General features: G+C 51.2%; 18 protein-coding genes. All 18 read right to left on the reverse strand.

Going from position 1 to position 18,885, the window contains the following annotated elements:
* Positions 1-374 precede the first annotated feature (374 nt).
* The 18 genes from ACE5KN_RS29960 to tilS all read right to left on the reverse strand — a co-directional run bounded on the left by ACE5KN_RS29960 (position 375) and on the right by tilS (position 18,865).
* Positions 375-1,712 (reverse strand): TrkH family potassium uptake protein, encoded by a 1,338-nt coding sequence (locus ACE5KN_RS29960; protein ID WP_375528156.1) that lies wholly within the window; start codon positions 1,710-1,712, stop codon positions 375-377.
* Between the two features lie 274 nt (positions 1,713-1,986).
* The gene (gene lysS / locus ACE5KN_RS29965) at positions 1,987-3,513 is read right to left on the reverse strand and encodes a lysine--tRNA ligase (protein WP_375528157.1); all 1,527 of its coding nucleotides are present in this window, start codon (positions 3,511-3,513) and stop codon (positions 1,987-1,989) included.
* 105 nt (positions 3,514-3,618) lie between these two features.
* A complete protein-coding gene (gene greA, locus ACE5KN_RS29970) occupies positions 3,619-4,095 on the reverse strand; it encodes a transcription elongation factor GreA (protein ID WP_375528158.1) in 477 nt (158 codons plus the stop codon).
* A 275-nt stretch (positions 4,096-4,370) separates the two neighbouring features.
* The gene (gene dusB, locus ACE5KN_RS29975) at positions 4,371-5,363 is read right to left on the reverse strand and encodes a tRNA dihydrouridine synthase DusB (protein ID WP_375528159.1); all 993 of its coding nucleotides are present in this window, start codon (positions 5,361-5,363) and stop codon (positions 4,371-4,373) included.
* A gap of 3 nt (positions 5,364-5,366) precedes the next feature.
* A complete protein-coding gene (locus ACE5KN_RS29980) occupies positions 5,367-5,597 on the reverse strand; it encodes a helix-turn-helix domain-containing protein (protein WP_375528160.1) in 231 nt (76 codons plus the stop codon).
* Complete coding sequence (gene folK / locus ACE5KN_RS29985) at positions 5,549-6,097, reverse strand: 2-amino-4-hydroxy-6-hydroxymethyldihydropteridine diphosphokinase (protein ID WP_375528161.1); 549 nt, start codon at positions 6,095-6,097, stop codon at positions 5,549-5,551. Before folK ends, ACE5KN_RS29980 begins: the two co-directional genes overlap by 49 nt.
* 11 nt (positions 6,098-6,108) lie before the next feature.
* Positions 6,109-6,471 carry a dihydroneopterin aldolase gene (gene folB, locus ACE5KN_RS29990; RefSeq protein WP_375528162.1) on the reverse strand — a complete coding sequence of 121 codons (363 nt, stop codon included), beginning with the start codon at positions 6,469-6,471 and terminating at the stop codon, positions 6,109-6,111.
* A 75-nt stretch (positions 6,472-6,546) separates the two neighbouring features.
* Complete coding sequence (gene folP / locus ACE5KN_RS29995; RefSeq protein ID WP_375528163.1) at positions 6,547-7,404, reverse strand: dihydropteroate synthase; 858 nt, start codon at positions 7,402-7,404, stop codon at positions 6,547-6,549.
* Complete coding sequence (locus ACE5KN_RS30000; protein ID WP_375528164.1) at positions 7,401-8,288, reverse strand: aminotransferase class IV; 888 nt, start codon at positions 8,286-8,288, stop codon at positions 7,401-7,403. The genes folP and ACE5KN_RS30000 overlap by 4 nt, the downstream gene beginning before the upstream one ends.
* Complete coding sequence (pabA, locus tag ACE5KN_RS30005) at positions 8,289-8,864, reverse strand: aminodeoxychorismate/anthranilate synthase component II (protein ID WP_375528165.1); 576 nt, start codon at positions 8,862-8,864, stop codon at positions 8,289-8,291. It lies immediately after the preceding gene.
* 26 nt (positions 8,865-8,890) lie between these two features.
* Complete coding sequence (locus ACE5KN_RS30010) at positions 8,891-10,438, reverse strand: anthranilate synthase component I family protein (protein WP_375528166.1); 1,548 nt, start codon at positions 10,436-10,438, stop codon at positions 8,891-8,893.
* A 113-nt stretch (positions 10,439-10,551) separates the two neighbouring features.
* Positions 10,552-11,490, reverse strand: coding sequence for a cysteine synthase A (cysK, locus tag ACE5KN_RS30015; protein ID WP_375528167.1), 939 nt, complete (start codon positions 11,488-11,490; stop codon positions 10,552-10,554).
* A gap of 159 nt (positions 11,491-11,649) precedes the next feature.
* A complete protein-coding gene (locus ACE5KN_RS30020; RefSeq protein WP_375533316.1) occupies positions 11,650-12,576 on the reverse strand; it encodes a peptidylprolyl isomerase in 927 nt (308 codons plus the stop codon).
* 61 nt (positions 12,577-12,637) lie between these two features.
* Positions 12,638-13,522, reverse strand: a complete 885-nt coding sequence (hslO, locus tag ACE5KN_RS30025) for an Hsp33 family molecular chaperone HslO (protein ID WP_375528169.1) — start codon at positions 13,520-13,522, stop codon at positions 12,638-12,640.
* Positions 13,523-13,670: 148 nt separating this feature from the next.
* On the reverse strand, positions 13,671-14,438 hold the full coding sequence (locus ACE5KN_RS30030; protein WP_375528170.1) for a type III pantothenate kinase: 768 nt from the start codon (positions 14,436-14,438) through the stop codon (positions 13,671-13,673).
* A gap of 245 nt (positions 14,439-14,683) precedes the next feature.
* Complete coding sequence (gene ftsH, locus ACE5KN_RS30035; RefSeq protein WP_375528171.1) at positions 14,684-16,717, reverse strand: ATP-dependent zinc metalloprotease FtsH; 2,034 nt, start codon at positions 16,715-16,717, stop codon at positions 14,684-14,686.
* A gap of 97 nt (positions 16,718-16,814) precedes the next feature.
* Positions 16,815-17,354, reverse strand: a complete 540-nt coding sequence (gene hpt / locus ACE5KN_RS30040; RefSeq protein WP_355325902.1) for a hypoxanthine phosphoribosyltransferase — start codon at positions 17,352-17,354, stop codon at positions 16,815-16,817.
* Between the two features lie 44 nt (positions 17,355-17,398).
* A complete protein-coding gene (gene tilS, locus ACE5KN_RS30045) occupies positions 17,399-18,865 on the reverse strand; it encodes a tRNA lysidine(34) synthetase TilS (RefSeq protein WP_375528172.1) in 1,467 nt (488 codons plus the stop codon).
* Positions 18,866-18,885: the final 20 nt, after the last annotated feature.

The following is an 18,885-nucleotide window of genomic DNA, read 5'->3' on the forward strand; positions in this document are numbered from 1 at the left end:
ATCAAATTCGGTGAGCACTATCGAAAGAGCGATTAAGCTCATTTGAATCTGACGAGATATCATATCTCATTTCGCTCCATCATTTATCCTGTCATAGACACGAACCAAATGACTTCGCGGTCGGTTTTACGATGTAAAACCTACTCACTCGTTGTTCAGTTTTCAAAGATCAAACTTCGTCGTCGCTTCAGCTCACCGCGTCAGCAACTTTTATATCATATCACACACCAACCAATTAAGCAAGAACTTTTTTTGAAACCATTTTTTTAAAAGACTCAGGCTTTCTTGGCCGGATTTATAATTTACCACATCACTCGACATGATGCAACCCTTTTTTTAAAAAAAAGACGCCTGACAATTCAGGCGCCTTTCATCTATCCAATAATAATATGCCCCTCCGGATGACGGTACAGCTGCTTGTCCGACCTCGGTCTGAGCGCGTACGCTATTGTAAGCGGCCCAATCCGGCCAATGAACATGGTTGCGCATATGATCAGCTTGCCAATGTCCGTCAGATGCGGAGTCACTCCAACCGATAAACCTACCGTCCCGATCGCAGACGACGCCTCAAAGGCCAATGGAAGAAACGGGGCGTCCTCCGTCGTCAAGAGCAGCATTACCACGAGCATATAAATCAACAAAGAAATGATAATAATCGTTAAAGCCTTCATCAGCATTACTTTGGGTACACGGTATTTAAAAAAGACGATGTCATTTCTCCCGCGCACCATGGCGATGATAGCCCCCATCATGATGATGAATGTGGTCGTTTTAATTCCTCCCCCCGTTGAACCGGGAGAAGCTCCAATAAACATCAGCAGCATCATGAAAAACTGTGTCGCTTGCCTCAGCCCAGTAATATCAACTGTGCTTGTGCCGGAAGAACGCGTCGATACCGACTGAAAAAAAGACGCGTATAATTTCTCCTCGAAATTCAAAGGCCCGAGTGTGCGCATATTCGTAAATTCAAACACGAAAATAACAACAGTACCGATGACAATCAATCCGCCTGAAACCGACAGCACCAGCTTGGAATGAAGCGACAATTTGCGTGTGCGACGAAAATCAAACAGCTCGCTGAGCACGATAAAGCCCAATCCGCCTGATATAACGAGGACAGAAGCAACCAGGTTAAACAGCCAATCCCCTCTGTATTGGACAAAGCTGTTTCCAAACAGATCAAAGCCTCCATTGTTAAATAGCGATACCGCATGAAACAGCCCATAATAAAAAGCTTGGCCCACGGGCATGTCCGCCATCCAACGCAAAGCAAGAATAACGGTTGCAATCCCCTCAATCGTGAAGGAAAAGATCATCACTTTACGAATGATTCGCACAATGCCTTCCATGCTGTCCGCATTAATGGCTTCTTTGAGCAGCAATCTGTCCTTTAGAGAAAGCTTCCGCCCAAGCACCAGCGCAAACAATGTAGCCATGGTCATGAACCCCAGCCCGCCGAGCTGCATCAAAATCATGATGACAGTCTCACCGAATACAGTAAATGTAGTATTCACATCAACTGCCACCAGCCCGGTGACACATGCAGCCGAGGTCGCTGTAAACAAGGCATCAATCCAATGCAGGGAATGTCCGCCGTGAGATGCTGCCGGCAGCATCAGCAGCAGGGTTCCAACGGCAATAATGGCCAGCAGGCCCGCCACCAGGATTAGAGGGGGAGATGCCATCTTCGTCATTTTCACGCTGAATCTCATGTCATTCATCTCTCCATCGCATCTTAGACAAAGAGGAGCAGGCACGGATTTCCGGCTGTTCCTCTTTTTACTTTAAGAGGTTGTTCAAAAAGTCATCTTTTGATCACGAAGGAAGTCAGGAAGCGGACTCGACATCGAATCTTGAATTCAGCCGGGCCTTCCGGTGCTCACGTACACAAAACGTTCGCTCCGCTCCTCAGTCCCTAGCTTCATCCAACCTTCTCGGTGCTGAAAACCTGACTTTTTGAACTCGCACTTTATATAGTACTGACGATTATTCTGTTCGATTACGCATGTGAGGGAACAGCAGAACATCCCGAATCGACGCCGCATCCGTCAAGAGCATAACGAGGCGGTCCACGCCGATGCCCAGTCCGCCTGTTGGCGGCATTCCGTATTCCAAAGCACGAATGAAATCATCGTCCATCTCATGGGCTTCGTCATTTCCGTGCTCTCTCTCGAGCAATTGCGCTTCGAAACGCTGCCGCTGGTCAATCGGATCATTCAGCTCTGTGAAAGCATTAGCGTGCTCACGGGCTACAATAAACAGCTCAAAGCGGTCCGTAAACCGCGGATCCTGCTCATTCTTCTTCGCAAGCGGAGAAATTTCAACAGGATGCCCTGTTACAAAGGTTGGCTGAATCAGCGTTTCCTCTACAAATTGCTCGAAGAAAGCATTCAGGATATGGCCGAAGGTCATATGCGGCTCCACGCCTCCAACCTTGTGTTCTTTAGCCAGTCTGTGCGCCTCTTCATTGGTCATGTGAACGCCAAAGTCAACACCGGTCACTTCTTTAACTGCGTCAACCATCGATACCCGGCGCCACTGCGGAGTCAGATCGACTTCCTGGCCTTGATACATAATTTTATGCGATCCAAGCACTTCTTTCGCAATGTGAGCGATCAGATTTTCAGTAAGCTCCATGATATCCTTGTAGTCTGCATAAGCCTCATAAAGCTCAATCATGGTGAATTCCGGATTATGGCGGGTGGAAATCCCTTCGTTCCGGTATACACGGCCGATTTCATATACTTTCTCCAGACCGCCTACGATCAGACGTTTGAGGTGCAGCTCAATGGCAATACGCATATACAACTGCATGTCCAGTGCGTTGTGATGGGTAATAAACGGCTTGGCAGCCGCCCCGCCTGCAATCGCGTGCAATGTCGGTGTTTCTACCTCCAAGTATCCGAGGGAATCCAGATAACGGCGCATGGACTGAATGATCCGCGAGCGGGTGATAAATGTCTTCTGTACTTCCGGATTCATGATCAAATCCACATAACGCTGACGGTAGCGCAGCTCGACATCCTTCAAGCCATGGTATTTCTCCGGCAATGGATACAAAGACTTGGAAAGGACCTCCAGATCCAGCACCTTGACGGTTGTTTCGCCTGTTTTGGTTTTAAAGAGAACCCCTTTAACACCGACAATGTCACCCAGGTCCAAAATGGTGAACGCTTTATATTTTTCTTCGGCAACGGTGTCCTGACGAACATAAATTTGAATGCGTCCACTCAGGTCCTGAATATGGGCGAAGCTGGCTTTCCCCATACCGCGTTTGGCCATAATGCGGCCTGCGATGCTGACTTCAATATTCTTTTCGTCAAGCTCTTCCTTGGTCAAAGCGTCGTACTTGCCCAGAAGCGCTCCCGCTTCGTCCGTTCTGATGTATTTGCGGCCGAACGGGTCAATCCCGAGCGAGCGCAGCTCGTCCAATTTGGCACGGCGGATCTGCAGCAGCTCACTTAATTCCTCCCGGCTCTCCTGCGGTTCCTGGTTCATGTTTTCATCCGACATTGTAAGCTTTCATCTCCTTCTTCTAAGTAGCGGAGCTATCCGCTATATATCCTAGAGAAAAAAGCTTCCCTAAGGAAGCTTTTTTGTTAAATAAAATCAGTTGCCTTATTTCTTAATATCCACAATTTTATATTGGATGACGCCTGCAGGTACATTTACGTCAACGATCGTTCCCTTTTTCTTGCCCAAAATCGCTTTGCCAACGGGACTTTCATTGGAAATTTTATTTTGAAGCGGGTTGGATTCGGCGGTGCCGACAATCGTATATTCCACGATATCTCCAAACTCCAGATCTTCAACCGTAACGATAGCACCAATGCCTACCGTATCCGTATCGATCTCATCGCTGTTAATAATGCGGGCGTTACGCAGCATCTTCTCCAGCGTAATAATACGGCCTTCGATAAACGCCTGCTCATTCTTGGCATCCTCGTACTCGGAGTTCTCGCTGATATCACCGTAACCGATGGCTATTTTGATCCGCTCCGCGACTTCGCGGCGCTTAACCGACTTCAAGTTCTCAAGTTCGTCTTCAAGCTTCTTGAGACCTTCCTGTGTCAGAATGACTTCTTTATCGCTCATCTCAACCGATTCTCCTGTCATGGAAAAAGTTAAATGTGCATAAGGATGCACGCTGTTTACACACTATATGCCGATCTGGGAGAATGAGAACATTCCCTGCTGCTGTAAGGGTGATACTTGCAACAAAGCAGCTCAATCAGAATTTTATACTGAAAGATTATATGGCAAGCATATGGAAAAGTCAATTAAACCCAGATGATAACCCCCTATGCATTTATAAGGAGACATGTTCACCGCCAGCCAAATGAAACAGCTTGCTCCATCCGACCGCAGGATCAGGAAACAAGTGTCGCCGGGTTATCGATCTCAGCAACGAAGTTTTCCAAAATTCGTACCATTTCATCACGCTTTGTTTCTTCCATTACCATGTCTTTCACACGCGCCGAGCCTTTCAGCCCCTTAAGGTACCAAGCCAGATGCTTGCGCATTTCACGCACAGCTACCGCTTCGCCCTTCAAAGCAACGAGACGGTCCATATGCAGGATGGCCACACGGATTTTCTCTTCCGCTGTAGGATCGGACAGCAGCTCCCCGGTCTCCAGGTATTGAATCGTGCGATACAGCATCCACGGATTGCCGAGCGCACCCCGTCCGATCATGACACCGTCGCATCCCGTTTCATCCAGCATACGGCGGGCATCCTCTGGCGTCACGACATCACCGTTGCCAATAACGGGAATGGAAACGGATTCCTTCACCTGCTTGATATAGCTCCAATCCGCATGCCCGGTATAAAGCTGCTCACGGGTACGCCCATGAACGCTGACGGCCTTACCGCCCGCACGCTCCACTGCTTTGGCGTTCTCGACCACATAAATGTGCTCGCTGTCCCAGCCAATCCGCATTTTGACCGTAACAGGTTTATTGACGGCGTCCACTACAGCGGACACCATTTCGTAAATTTTATTCGGGTCCAGCAGCCATCGTGCACCCGCATCACATTTGGTGACTTTGGGAACAGGGCAGCCCATATTAATATCGATAATATCGGCATTGGTCTCCTGGTCAACCACTTTGGCAGCTTCCACGAGCGATTCCCGGTCACCGCCGAAAATTTGCAGGCTGAGCGGTTTTTCCCGCTCATCCACGAACAGCATCTCGCGGGTGCGCTTATTGCCGTGCACGATGGCTTTGTCGCTGACCATCTCAGCGCAGACAAGCCCGGCTCCGAATTCCTTGGCGATCAGGCGGAATGCCGGGTTGCATACACCGGCCATCGGGGCGAGCACAACCTGGTTTTTCATTTCGATATCGCCGATTTTCAGCATAACTCAATTTTCACTCCCTTTTACATGTTCCGTATGAGGTTGAAGCTCTTGAGTCGTTATTCCCAGAGCCTGTGCAATCGTATCTAATATATCTTGTTCGGCCATCCGGTTACCGCGCTCGATGGATCCCAGCACGGCGAGGGATATGCCTGTTCTGTCGGCCAGCTCCTGCTGGGTGAAGCCCTTCAGCTTCCGGAAGGCGCGGAGGCGCTGCGCCAACTGCAAGTTTTCCAACGCTGTATGCCGTCCTTTCCATCCAGTTTTCTCATTGCTGACTGTACGATATCTGTTAAACCAGACAGATCGTTTTCAATCAGAATATCCGCTAGAGGAATCAGGACAAAGGCCCGCTCCTCCATTCTGGGATGAGGCAGCTCCAGCTCAGGGGTCTGAAGCGTAACCCCCTCCACAAACAGCAAATCCAGATCAACCGTCCGGGGGCCCCAGCGTATGCTGCGCACACGGCCAAGCTCCTGCTCAATATGCAGCATGCAGCGGAGCAGCTCCTGCGGGCTTAATGTGGTTTTTACGGCAATAGCCATATTTATAAAAGAAGGCTGATCCACATACCCCACCGGTTCCGTCTCATAGAGATCGGAGCAGCGCAGCACCTGAATATCCGGATGAGCATCCAGACGCCCGATCGCTTCGAGCAGGGTATGCTCCCGGTCCCCCAAATTAGCCCCTAAAGCAATATAAGCCTCTGATGGCTCAGAGGTCGTATGAGCATTCATGTCGCCCACCTTCACTTTCTTGTCCGATGGAGCTCCACAGTGACACCCTTGAAATGAATATCAAAAGGCGGATGCGGCTTCGTGACTTTAACTGTCAGTGCATTGACACTAGTATAAGTGTCCAGTAGGGAAGATGCAATACGTTCTCCTAAGGCTTCAATTAATTGGAACGATTGCTTTTCCACAATCCCCTTGACCAGCTCATGCACTTCGGCATAGTTCACAGTTTTGTTCAAATCGTCGTGTTCACCGGCTTCCCGCAAGTCCAGATTTAACTCCAAATCAATATAAAACCGTTGGCCCAGCTTGCGCTCTTCGGGGAACACCCCGTGATAACCGTAATATTCCATGCCCTGGAGTATTATTTTATCCATACCCTAACTCCCCCGCCTTTTAAAGGTTCGATTATTTTGCACGACTAATCTTTTATTAATACATAATTTCTAGATCTATCTTCTCTGCAGATCGGGAGATGCATACAGCATGGCATCACACATCCGGACCGTGCGCCGGATTGGCCGGACATCATGCACCCTCACCATCTGACAGCCCTGGGCAATACCAAAGGCGACCGTGGCAGCCGTGCCTTCCACTACGTCATCAACCGGAAGATCCAGCACGGTACGGATAAATTTTTTGCGGGACGTCCCCAGCAGCAGCGGGTACCCCAGCCCGCCCAGCTTGTGCAGAGAGGCCATCGTCTGCAGATTCTCATGAAAATCTTTGGCAAAACCTATGCCCGGGTCGAGAATGATCTGCTCCGGCTTTACGCCGGCCTCTTCAGCGATTCGGACGCTCTCCAGCAGGTCGGACTGTATGTCCGCCATTAAATCCGTGTAATCGCGATTGGTACGATTGTGCATCAGAATGACCGGACAGCCATGGGCGGCGGCCACTCCCGCCATATCGGGATCAGCCTTGAAGCCCCATACATCATTAATCACATGGGCTCCTGCTTCAAGCGATTGCCGGGCCACTTCCGCCTTGTAGGTGTCAATGGACAACGGAATATGCGGTGCTTCGCGGCGCAGCGCTTCCACGACGGGAATCACGCGCGATAGTTCCTCGTCCAGGCTGACCGGTTCATGTCCGGGACGCGTTGATTCGCCTCCGATATCGATAATATCCGCCCCGTCTTCCATAAGCTGCAGGGCATGCCGAACCGCCTGATCTACTGTATTGTGGTATCCCCCGTCGGAAAAAGAGTCCGGCGTTACATTGAGAATACCCATAATGAGTGTCGAGTCACCCAATGACAGTTGAATATCCCCACATCCATAGCTGCGCTTGTAAATAATCGGATTCATACATTAACCCCTGCTTTCTGATGATAGGCCTTGAGAAGAAGCGATGTAATCGGGCCGTACTTCCCGTTCCCGATCTGCCTGACCTCCCCGTGCGGTTCAACCAGCCTCGTTACAGGGCTGATTTCCTGAACCGAGCCTGTCAAAAACACTTCATCCGCCTCAATAAGATCATTCCAGGTGTACAATCCCTCCAAGGCATGTATTCCACTGCTGCGCACCAGTTCAAGAACGAATTCGCGGGTAATTCCACCCAATGCTCCTGTTGACAGTTCCGGAGTGTACAATACCTCATCCTTGACTAAAAAGACGTTGCTTACAATTCCTTCGCATAAAAAACCGTCAGCCGTCAGCATCAAACCCTCCGCCGGAAGGGGTACAGCCCCCTCATATTCGGCCAGCTCCCGTTTGGCCATAATATTGTTCATATAGTGCAGCGACTTCAACCGTACCCCGCTCTCCGGGGTGCTGCGGCGGGTACGAAGCAGATACAGCGCTTTGCTGCGCTGGGCCGGGTTCGGAGAAAGCGCAGGCAACGCACGCGCGAATAAAACGTGATTCGGACGGCTGTAGCCCCCGGCGGGCAGGCCAAACGCCTCCTCTCCCGCCGAAACCGTATATCTGATATAGGCGTCCTCTAATTCGTTGGCCTCCATTAAGCTGCTGATCAGCTCTGCCAGCCCCTTTTCATCCGCTTCAAACGGGATATCAAGCATTCTGCAGCCCTCAGACATTCTGCGCAAATGCCGGTCGAGCAGAAAAGGCTGGCCATTATATGTACGAAAGGTCTCGAACAGGCCCATACCGTACAAAAAGCCGTGATCACTTACGTGAATCACGGCAGCGGCGGCATCGGTCAAAGCACCGTTCATTCCGATATATTTCATTCAGGCGCCCACTTTTCGCTTCAGGAAGTTGCGCAGAATTTGATGACCGTGATCCGTAATGATCGACTCCGGATGGAACTGCACGCCTTCCACATCGAATTCTTTGTGCCGCAGGCCCATAATTTCGCCTTCCGCCGTTTCGGCAGTGATCTCCAGGCAATCCGGAAGACTGCTTCTCTCCACCAGCAGTGAATGATAGCGGGTAGCCGTAAACGGAGACGGAAGCCCTTCAAAGACCGAGCTGCCATGATGCAAAATCGGTGATGTCTTGCCATGCATAAGCCGCTCCGCCCGGATGACATTGCCGCCGAATGCCTGTCCGATGGCCTGGTGTCCGAGACATACGCCGAAAATCGGAATTTTGCCCTTAAAATGCGAGATGACATCCAGCGTAATTCCCGCCTCGTTGGGGGTGCAAGGCCCCGGCGAGAGCAGGATATGATCAGGAGCCATGTCCTCAATCCCCTGCAAATCAATTTCGTCATTGCGTTTGACCGTAACTTCCTCGCCCAGTTCACCCAGATACTGCACCAGGTTATACGTAAAGGAATCATAATTATCGATCACCAGTATCATGTTCCGTCATCCCCCTGTTCGGTTCGCTAGTTTAAAGCGGATTCTTCTTCACTGTACTGTACGGCCTTCATGACGGCTTTGGCTTTATTGCGCGATTCCCTGTATTCCCGGTATGGATCGGAATCGATGACAATGCCCGCACCAGCCTGTATATATGACATGCCGTCCTTGACGGCGAGCGTTCTAATAATAATATTTAATTCCATATCGCCGTTATAGTCAATCCACCCCATGGATCCGGTATACGGGCCACGGCGGACGGGCTCCAGTTCCTCGATAATTTCCATCGTTCGGACTTTGGGCGCACCAGTAATTGTTCCGCCAGGGAACATCGCCGCGATGACGTTGATAGCATTTCGGCCCTTGGCCAGCCGCCCTTCCACCTGCGAAACGAGATGCATGACATGCGAATAGTATTCTACTGTCATCAGTTCCGGAACGTGAACGGTGCCATATTCGGCGATCCGGCCAATATCATTACGCTCCAGATCAACGAGCATAATATGCTCGGCCCGCTCCTTCTCACTGCTCAGCAGTTCCTTCGCCATCGCCGCATCCTCGGCAGGCGTCCGCCCGCGCCGCCTAGTTCCCGCGATCGGCCGGGCAGCCACCCGACCACCGTCCAGCTTCACCAGCAGCTCGGGCGAGCCGCTGGCCAGGGTGAAATCGGGTGTTCTCAGCATTCCCATATAGGGAGACGGGTTCAGCAGACGCAACCACTCATAGATGTCCTCAGGCATGGAAGTCAGCCTGCGCTGCTGGCGGAGCGACAGATTGACCTGGAACACATCGCCCTGACCTATATACTCCCGGATGCGCTCTACCGCCTGTTCAAATTTGTCCTGCGGAAAGGCCGCTTCCCAATCCTCCAGCCCGCCATGGCCCCCAGCGTCCGGGTCCGCGCTGATTCGGCTCAGACGAGCCTCCCTGCGCAGGTTCCCGCTCACATTCTTGAACAGCTTCACCCATAAGCTCAGCATCCGTTCTGTTCGCTGTTCCGCTTCATTGTACAGCTCTGGCAGTTGAGCCTCCGGCAGGGTGGTCGGGATGTGGATGTGAACGGCACAGTAAAGCTTCCGCTCCTGATGATCATAAATCCATACCTCGTCCATCCGCATCCACACATAATCCGGCAATCCTGTATCATCCACAGCCGATATAGGGAGGCGCTCCAAGGAACGGGCTACATCATAAGCAAGAAAGCCTGCAAAGCCGCCGTGGAAAAACGGAAGCTGTTCCAGACGCGGTGCTTTGAAAGGGGCTGTCCATGCCTCCAGGACCTGCAGGGGCCGGCCGGTTAGTCCGCCTTCCTTCCCGTTGTCCAGATCGACCCACTCCGCTTCCTCATCCTTGCCGGTCAGAACCGCCGCAGGTCTTAATCCCAAATAGGTATAACGCCCCTCTTTCCCGCTCTCCATCACAAAAGAATAGGGGGAAGCCGCCTGCCAGGCCTCCGCCCATTCGGCAGGAAGCCCTTCCTGCCAATCAGTTTCTGCAATCAACGGCAGCACGGTCCAGCCTTCCTGCAGCCATGCTTGCCAATCGGTGATCGGTATGGCCATCTTTTTTGTCATTCAGATAAATCCCCTGTTCTGTGCTGCTTCTTGTAATATTGTCCGCTTTGAGTATCCAAAAAAATCCCCCGCCCCTGCCCTGCAGGAGTGAGGGATTCATCATTATATGACAATTATGCTTCAAAATTGTATAAAGGAGTACTGAGGTAGCGCTCCCCGTTACTTGGAACAATGACAACCACACGTTTGCCTTTGCCCAATTCTTTGGCTACCTTCAAGCCTGCGTAAATAGCTGCTCCCGAGGAGATACCAGACAGGATGCCTTCCTCTTTGGCAACCTTGCGGGCCGTTTCAAAGGCTTCCTCATTCTCAACATGAATGATCTCATGATAGATATCCTGATTCAAAATCTCAGGGATGAAGTTCGCTCCGATGCCTTGGATTTTATGAGGGCCCGGTTTACCGCCCGCCAGAATCGGGGAAGCTGCAGGTTCAACTGCTACGATTTTAATATCAGGGTATTCCTGCTTCAGCACTTCTCCGGCGCCACTGATCGTACCACCTGTTCCGATCCCTGCCACAAAAGCATCCAGCGAGCCGCCAATGGATTGGATGGCTTCCACAATTTCCGGACCTGTAGTTTCACGGTGAATTTTCACGTTAGCCTTGTTCTTGAATTGCTCAGCAGCAAAGTATTCCGGATTTTCGTTCAGAAGCTCTTCCATTTTCTTAACCGCGCCGTTCATGCCTTCAGAGCCCGGTGTCAGCACAAGCTCCGCTCCGTAAGCGCGCAGCAGATTGCGGCGCTCCAAGCTCATCGTTTCAGGCATAACAATAATGGCTTTGTAACCTCTGGCTGCCGCTACCATCGCCAGGCCGATGCCCGTATTGCCGCTCGTTGCCTCAATAATCGTTCCGCCCGGCTTAAGAACACCTTCCTTCTCCGCTTCATCGACCATACTGAGAGCGATGCGGTCCTTTACACTGGATCCAGGATTCTGATATTCCAGTTTCACATAGATTTCCGCACTGTCTTCCGGCACGATGCGGTTCAGACGGACAAGCGGTGTTCCTCCGATAAGTTCTGTAACGTTATTGACGACTTTAGGCATACTAAGTACCTCCTTGGCAGATGGCTATATTTTCACTTCTGATTTCCGAGTAAATAGGTAGGTTTTACTAGTAATCATATCAATCCAGCCCGGATTTGTCAACCATGCTTCTTGAAAAAACATGCTCCAACCGGGATAAAACCGGGACAGCTTGTATCATCAAGAAGAAGGGAAATCAGCTGTGATTCTTGCGCCATACTTCGAGCGGAGATTCTTTTCCAGCTCATCAAGCGGTCCGGCCTGCTGCAGCGCCAGCTCCTGGCGGACCTCCTGGCGGATTTCCTGCGGAGGCTCGGTATCCTCTGTTCGGATATCCTTAACATACACAATAGCATATCCATTAGGCACCTTTAGCGGCCCGGCGCTTTCTCCGGGGTTTATCCCTCTGGCCGTCTTCATGACGGTCTCTGGGAGGAAGGGATCATCCTCGTCTGTCCACCCCAATGAGCCGCCGTTATCCTTGGAAAATTGATCTGTAGAATAAGAGCGAGCGAGCTCCGCAAAATCCTCGCCTTTATCCAGACGGTCCAATATTTTTTCCGCCTCGTCCTGCTTGTCAACAGTGATCCAGGCCAGATCCAATTGTTTATGAGAGTTGTATTCATCCGGATGCTCCCGGATATAGCTGTTCACCTGTTGATCATCAATATGAATTCCCAGAGTCGCAATCTTCTCCAGGCTGATCCTGTACATAACTTCAAGGACTAAATCGTCTCGGGAAAGGCCGAACTGGTTTTGCATTTCTTCATAATAGGCTTCTTCCGACACGTATCCTTCCATCTGCTTCTTCAATCTTTCCTGAATTTCTTCCTGTGTAACCTGAATTCCTTGCGATTTGGCTTCCAGAGCGATTGCCTTACGGTTTAGCATCTCCAGAAGCATATTTTTCCCATACCGCTTTTTCAGCTCTTCTACCCATTTCTGTTCAGATATCGTGTCGTCACCGATGATGGCAGCAGCGTGTGATCCCTCATCCTTGAGATCCGCATCAGTCTCCCCGTTATCCCGCGCGGGCTGCAGTCCTCTGTAACCTATTAAACCGCCCAACACCAGAACGCTGATGGTCAAGACAACGACAGCCGCCAATAAACCCTTCTCCTGTCTTGTCATCCCAATCGCTCACTCTTCCCCGAGTTATTGTACTTCTTTACGCTTTGGCTTGATCCAAAAGCTGCTGCAAATGATCCTTATCAAAATGGTAGGCCTCATTGCAAAAATGGCAAACGACCTCCGCCTGTCCTTCTTCGGCAATCAGCTGTTCCAGTTCATGCTGACCCAGGCTGATCAGCGTCTTCTCTACCCGTTCCTCAGAACACTGGCATTGAAAACGAATATTCATGCTGTCCATCACCTGAACATCAGGCAGCATCCAGCGCAGCATTTCTTCCAGGTCCAAGCCCTGGTCGAGCAGCGAGGTTACCGGCGGAAGAGCGCCTACTGCGTTCTCAATTGCCGTAATTTCGTCATCGCTCAGCCCAGGCAGCAGCTGAATGATAAATCCGCCCGCAACAATCACGGAATTGTCGGTATCGACCAGAACGCCCAATCCTACGGCAGACGGGGTTTGTTCCGATTTAGCAAAATAATAGGTGAAATCTTCCCCCAGCTCGCCCGAAATGATAGGAATGCTGCCACGGTAAGGTTCTTTCAGCCCCAGATCCTTCGTGATATGGATGAAGCCGCTTGTACCTACAGCCCCTGCCACATCCAGCTTGCCCATACTGTTGCTGGGCAGGTGCACATGAGGCTCCGCAACGTATCCGCGAACCTCTCCTTTGGCATTGGCATCCGCCACGATCTGGCCGATGGGGCCGTCGCCTTTGACCTGTACCGTCAGCTTCTCTTCGCCTTTCAACATTGCTCCCATCATGGCGGCGGCCGTTACCGTCCTGCCCAGCGCAGCAGTCGCTGTAGGGTAGGTATCGTGCCTGCGGCGCAGCTCTTCAACCAGCTCTGTCGTGCGGATAGCGAATGCTCTGACACGGCCATCCAGCGCCGTTCCCCGGATTAACCGGTCCTGTAGTTTCTCCATTATGTGTGACAGCTCCTTTTATGTAAAAAGCCGTTTCAGGCTTTTACGGATTGTTATTCTTTTTCCAATTATAGACGAAAAACGCCGCCAATCCAAACCGGGCACAGGCCGGCAGGTTTGAGCGGCATCAAATTTTCCATTATGCGCACTAATCCTGATTCCGTTCGTAGATGATTCGCAGTCCTTCCAGGGTTAACAGCGGACAAACCTCCTGTATGGACTTCGTTTCTCCTGCGATAAGCTCCGCAAGCCCGCCAGTAGCAATGACCTTCAGCTCGGCCCCCATTTCCTGTCTGATCCGCTCCACAATTCCATCCACTTGGCCGGCATAACCAAAAATAATCCCGGCTTGCATCGCATTTACGGTATTACGGCCGATCACCTTCTTCGGCTTCTCCAGCTCGATGCGCGGCAGCTTGGAGGCACGCTGGTACAGCGCCTCGGTGGAAATTCCAATCCCGGGCACAATGACCCCGCCCAAATAATTGTTGTGGGCATCAATGCAGTCAAAAGTTGTGGCCGTGCCGAAATCAACAACCACCAGCGGTCCCTTGAACTGATCCACCGCCGCCACTGCGTTGACTATCCGGTCAGCGCCTATCTCGCGCGGATTTTCATACTTGAGGTTCAGACCTGACTTAATGCCGGGACCCACCACCAGCGGTTTCTTCCCTATATATTTTGCGCACATTTGTTCCAGCACCCTCACGAGCGGAGGCACAACGGAAGAAATAATTACGCCTTCGATCTGGTTGACGGAGATGTCCTTCATGTGGAACAGATTATAGATCAGCACCCCGTACTCGTCCTCCGTTGCCTGCCTGGACGTACTGATCCGGTAATGATGAAGCAGCTCACGGCCGCGGTACACACCCAATACGATATTGGTATTTCCTACGTCAACTGCAAGAATCAATAGGGATCACCCTTCTTTCTTCCCGTTCTAACCAACAGTAAACCTAAACATCCTTCAAATGTACACAACGTTACGCAGTCTGTCAATTTCTTCGGAGGTGCCACTCCCGCTAAAAAACAATTTGAAACTTGGCGACAACAGCAATAGGAGAAATGCTTCTTTCTTGGTGTGCCTTAGTACATTAAAAAGGAGCCCCAGGTCAATGGACCTTTTGGGACTCCTCGTGCACCCAGACATTCCCGGGTTTATGCGTTGGTTGGCGGTGTTCCGCCGCCCGAATTGCCATTGTTGCCAGGATCCTGGCGGTTAGGCAGATCATTCGGAATGTCGTTCGTATTTCCTCCGGCCTTATCATCCTGGCCTTGAATCCGTACGCGAACATCTCCGATGTTGTCGATGGTAGGCTGCCCGTTCTCAGGCTTTCCACCCTCTTCTCCGCTTCCATCCAGAGAACCCGTTTCAATCAGCTGCTTGATTTGATCCAATTCCAGTGTCTCTTGCTCAAGCAAGGTTTGGGCAATCAAATGAACTTCTTTGGAATGCTTGGTCAGCAATTCTTTGGCGCGTTCATAAGATTCCGTAATGAAACGGTTCATTTCCTGATCGATCTCGTAAGCGATCTGATCACTGTAGTTTTGCTCATGGCCGATATCGCGGCCCAGGAAGACCTGGCCTTGAGATGTGCCGAACTGCATTGGGCCGAGCTTCTCACTCATACCATATTCCACAATCATGCTGCGTACAATGCCGGTTGCCTGCTGGAAGTCGCTGTAAGCGCCTGTTCCGATTTCACCGATGAACAGTTCTTCCGATACACGGCCGCCAAGGAGACCGGTAACCTTATCCAGCAGCTCCTGCTTCGTAGTCAGCATGCGGTCTTCCTTCGGAAGCATGATTACATATCCTCCGGCACGCCCGCGTGGAATGATCGTCACTTTATGCACCATATCCGCATGCTCAAGGAAGTAACCGACAATGGTGTGGCCCGCTTCATGGTAAGCGACAATCCGCTTCTCGCGGTCGCTGATTACGCGGCTGCGTTTTTCCGTACCAACAATAACACGGTCAATGGCTTCATCCACTTCGATCATGGAGATATCCTTGCGGTTGCGGCGTGCTGCAAGCAGCGCGGCCTCGTTAAGCAGGTTCTCCAGATCCGCTCCGGTAAAACCGGTCGTGCGCTTCGCAATAACATCAAGCTTGACGTCCTTGGTCAGCGGTTTGTTGCGCGCATGAACCTTCAGTACCGCTTCGCGTCCTTTAACATCCGGACGATCTACCGTAATTTGACGGTCAAAACGTCCCGGACGAAGCAAGGCAGGGTCCAGAATGTCAGGGCGGTTGGTGGCTGCGACGATGATGATGCCTTCGTTCGCTCCGAATCCATCCATTTCAACAAGCAATTGGTTCAGCGTCTGTTCGCGCTCGTCATGCCCGCCGCCAAGGCCTGCGCCCCGCTGGCGTCCGACAGCGTCAATCTCGTCAATAAAAATGATACAAGGCGCGTTCTTCTTGGCGTTCTCAAACAGGTCACGCACACGTGAAGCACCGACACCGACAAACATTTCAACAAAGTCGGAGCCCGAAATGCTGAAGAATGGCACGCCCGCTTCGCCGGCAACAGCTCTGGCAAGGAGCGTTTTACCGGTACCCGGAGGGCCTACAAGCAGGACACCTTTCGGAATGCGCGCGCCCACCGCCGCAAATTTGCGCGGATCCTTCAGAAACTCAACCACTTCGACCAGTTCCTGCTTCTCTTCGTCTGCTCCGGCAACATCTTCGAACGTTATCTTTTTCTTCTCTTCGTTATACAGACGCGCACGGCTCTTGCCGAAATTCATGACCTTGCCGCCGCCGCCCTGAGCCTGGTTAAACAGGAAGAAGAAGAGAATAAACATAATGATAAGCGGTATGATAGATGTCAAAAAGGTCAGCCAGATACTCTGTCCTTCCATCGGCTTCATCACAAAACTAAAGTCGTTCTGCTCACTCAAACTAATAATTTCGTTGACTGCCGCATCGGTAGGAGGAATATACACCGAAAAATTATCGGAAGTAGCATCAGCCGGCTTTTGTTTATACGTACCGGTTACGAGATAGGCATTGCCGTCAAATTGAACTGTGACACTTTTGATATTGTTATCTTTTATTTCTTGCCGCAGTTCATCATATCTAGGGAGATCGGCAGCTTCGTTACCATTGCTGACAAAATGTACGATGCCCACCACGACTAAAAAAAGAATCAAATAAAAACCAGAATTCCGGATGAACCGATTCATCCCCTACCTCCTCTCAAGACGCTCAAGTTATTTTACCATAGCCTGTCAGGGCTTCTCAACAAACGCTCCTCTGCCGGTCCTAGGACCTCAGGCTGGGTTAGCTGGAATAGATCTCCGGTTTCAAAATTCCAATAAAGGGCAGGTTGCGGTAATGCTCGCTGTAGTCCAGCCCATAGCCGACCACAAACGCATCCGGAAGGGTGAAGCCGGTAAAGTCAGCTTCCAGATTGACAGTCCGGCGGGCCGGTTTGTCAAACAATGTGACCACCGTCACCGAGCTGGCATTGCGGTTCTTGAGCAGCTCGATCAAGTGGCTGAGTGTCAGCCCGCTGTCAATAATATCTTCAACAATCAGGACATCGCGTCCTTCAACGGATTGATCCAGGTCCTTGATGATTTTGACGACACCCGACGATTTCGTCGAGGCCCCGTAGCTGGAAACTGCCATAAAATCAAGTTCAAGGGGTACAGTAATGGTTTTAACCAAATCCGCCATAAATATAAACGCGCCTTTAAGCACGCAAATGACCAGAGGGTTTTTGCCCTCGTAGCGTTTGCTGAGTTCAGCGCCCAACTCCTTGATTTTATTTTGTATTTCTTCCTCGCTGATTAAAACTTCCTGAATATCATTGTGCAACTGAGAGAACCTCCTAAATGTATACTTATGTTATCCGCAACCGCTCAATCACCGGTCACCGTCCCACCTTCGGGTTGCCAAGACATATAAATAACCGAAGATGTATTTGCTTGCACGGCGGCATGAGGCGAACGCCGGATGCCTGGAATCCACAATACGGCGCCGGAACCGTCACACACCAAGGGAATAAACGGCCTCAGGGAAGGAGGTATCTTGTCGTCGATAAAAATATCTTTCACCTTTTTACTGCCGTTTAATCCCATCAATTGCATCGTGTCCCCCGGCGCGCGCGTTCGTATAATCAGCGGAAAGGTCAGAAATCCTTCATCCAGCATGGCCTCGTTAGGCCCCATGGGAATACGGAATTCAGACGAATCTGCAAGCCTCTTCCAGGAAATCGCACCCCTGGCCTCGGGAAGCCGAATGAAACCGCTGTCCTGAGAACCATGGATTTCATGATGGTATACAGCCGAAGCCGTTGATCCCTGCTTCCGCTCGCGGGTAAAAAAACTCGCCGTATCATATTCCCGTATTGCTACGGTCGTGCCACCCAAATCAAGGCTCCATGTCGTCGGATGATTTTGGATCATCCCGCGCCTCACCGCTTCAATTTTGTGAAAATCCACATTTTCACTGTCCGAAGGCAGGTAGTTTAATATTAGTTTAATCAACCTCCGTTGTAAAGCGACGGTTAACTCCCGGAATGCGGACACCTTTATCTCAGAACGGCCTCCCTCATTGTGAACAAGCGCTTGATAGGTCCGATGGGCTTCAGTATCCATATGTTCGTCCTCAGCACTCATGATTTCAGCCATACGGTTCAGGGAAGGCACCAGCTGTTCATTATATTGCCCCAAAAAAGGCAGCACATCCAAACGAATGGCATTGCGCTTGTATTTTCGCTGCTCGTTGGTGCTGTCAATGGCATAAGTGAATCCCTTCTCTTCGCAGACCCGGATCAAATCCGTCTTGTACATACGAAGCAGCGGCCGGATGAGTTGCACCTTTTTTTCATGGCGTACAAAACGCATCCCGGACAATCCGCCCGGCCCGCTTCCCCGCAGCAGATGCAGGATGACGGTTTCCGCCTGATCATCGGCATGATGCGCGAGGGCAATGCTGTGCGCCCCGTGGCGCGCCGCGGTCTCGTGCAAAAAGCGGTATCTTAGCTCCCGCGCAGCCTCCTGCGGTCCTTTGCCCGTATCCTCCATATATCGGGGAACATCCACTCGCGCCATCTCGAACGGAATGTTCAGCTTGCCCGCCAGGTCCCGGACCAGGTCAGCCTCCCTATCAGATTCCTCAGGTCTGAAGCCGTGATGGACATGGGCGCAGATGAGGCGCAGCGGCATATGCAGCCTCGAAATTTCCTCCATGGCATGCAAAAGAGCCACAGAATCCGGTCCCCCGGAAACTGCGACTACAATGCTGTCCCCAGGAGCCCACATCATATGCTCTGCTGAGGTGTTCAGCACATGTTCGATGATGCCGTGCCACGATCGTCCTTCCATTCCCAAATCCTCATTTCTGC

It is taken from the genome of Paenibacillus terreus (assembly GCF_042138595.1).
In the GTDB taxonomy this organism is placed as follows: domain Bacteria; phylum Bacillota; class Bacilli; order Paenibacillales; family Paenibacillaceae; genus Paenibacillus; species Paenibacillus terreus.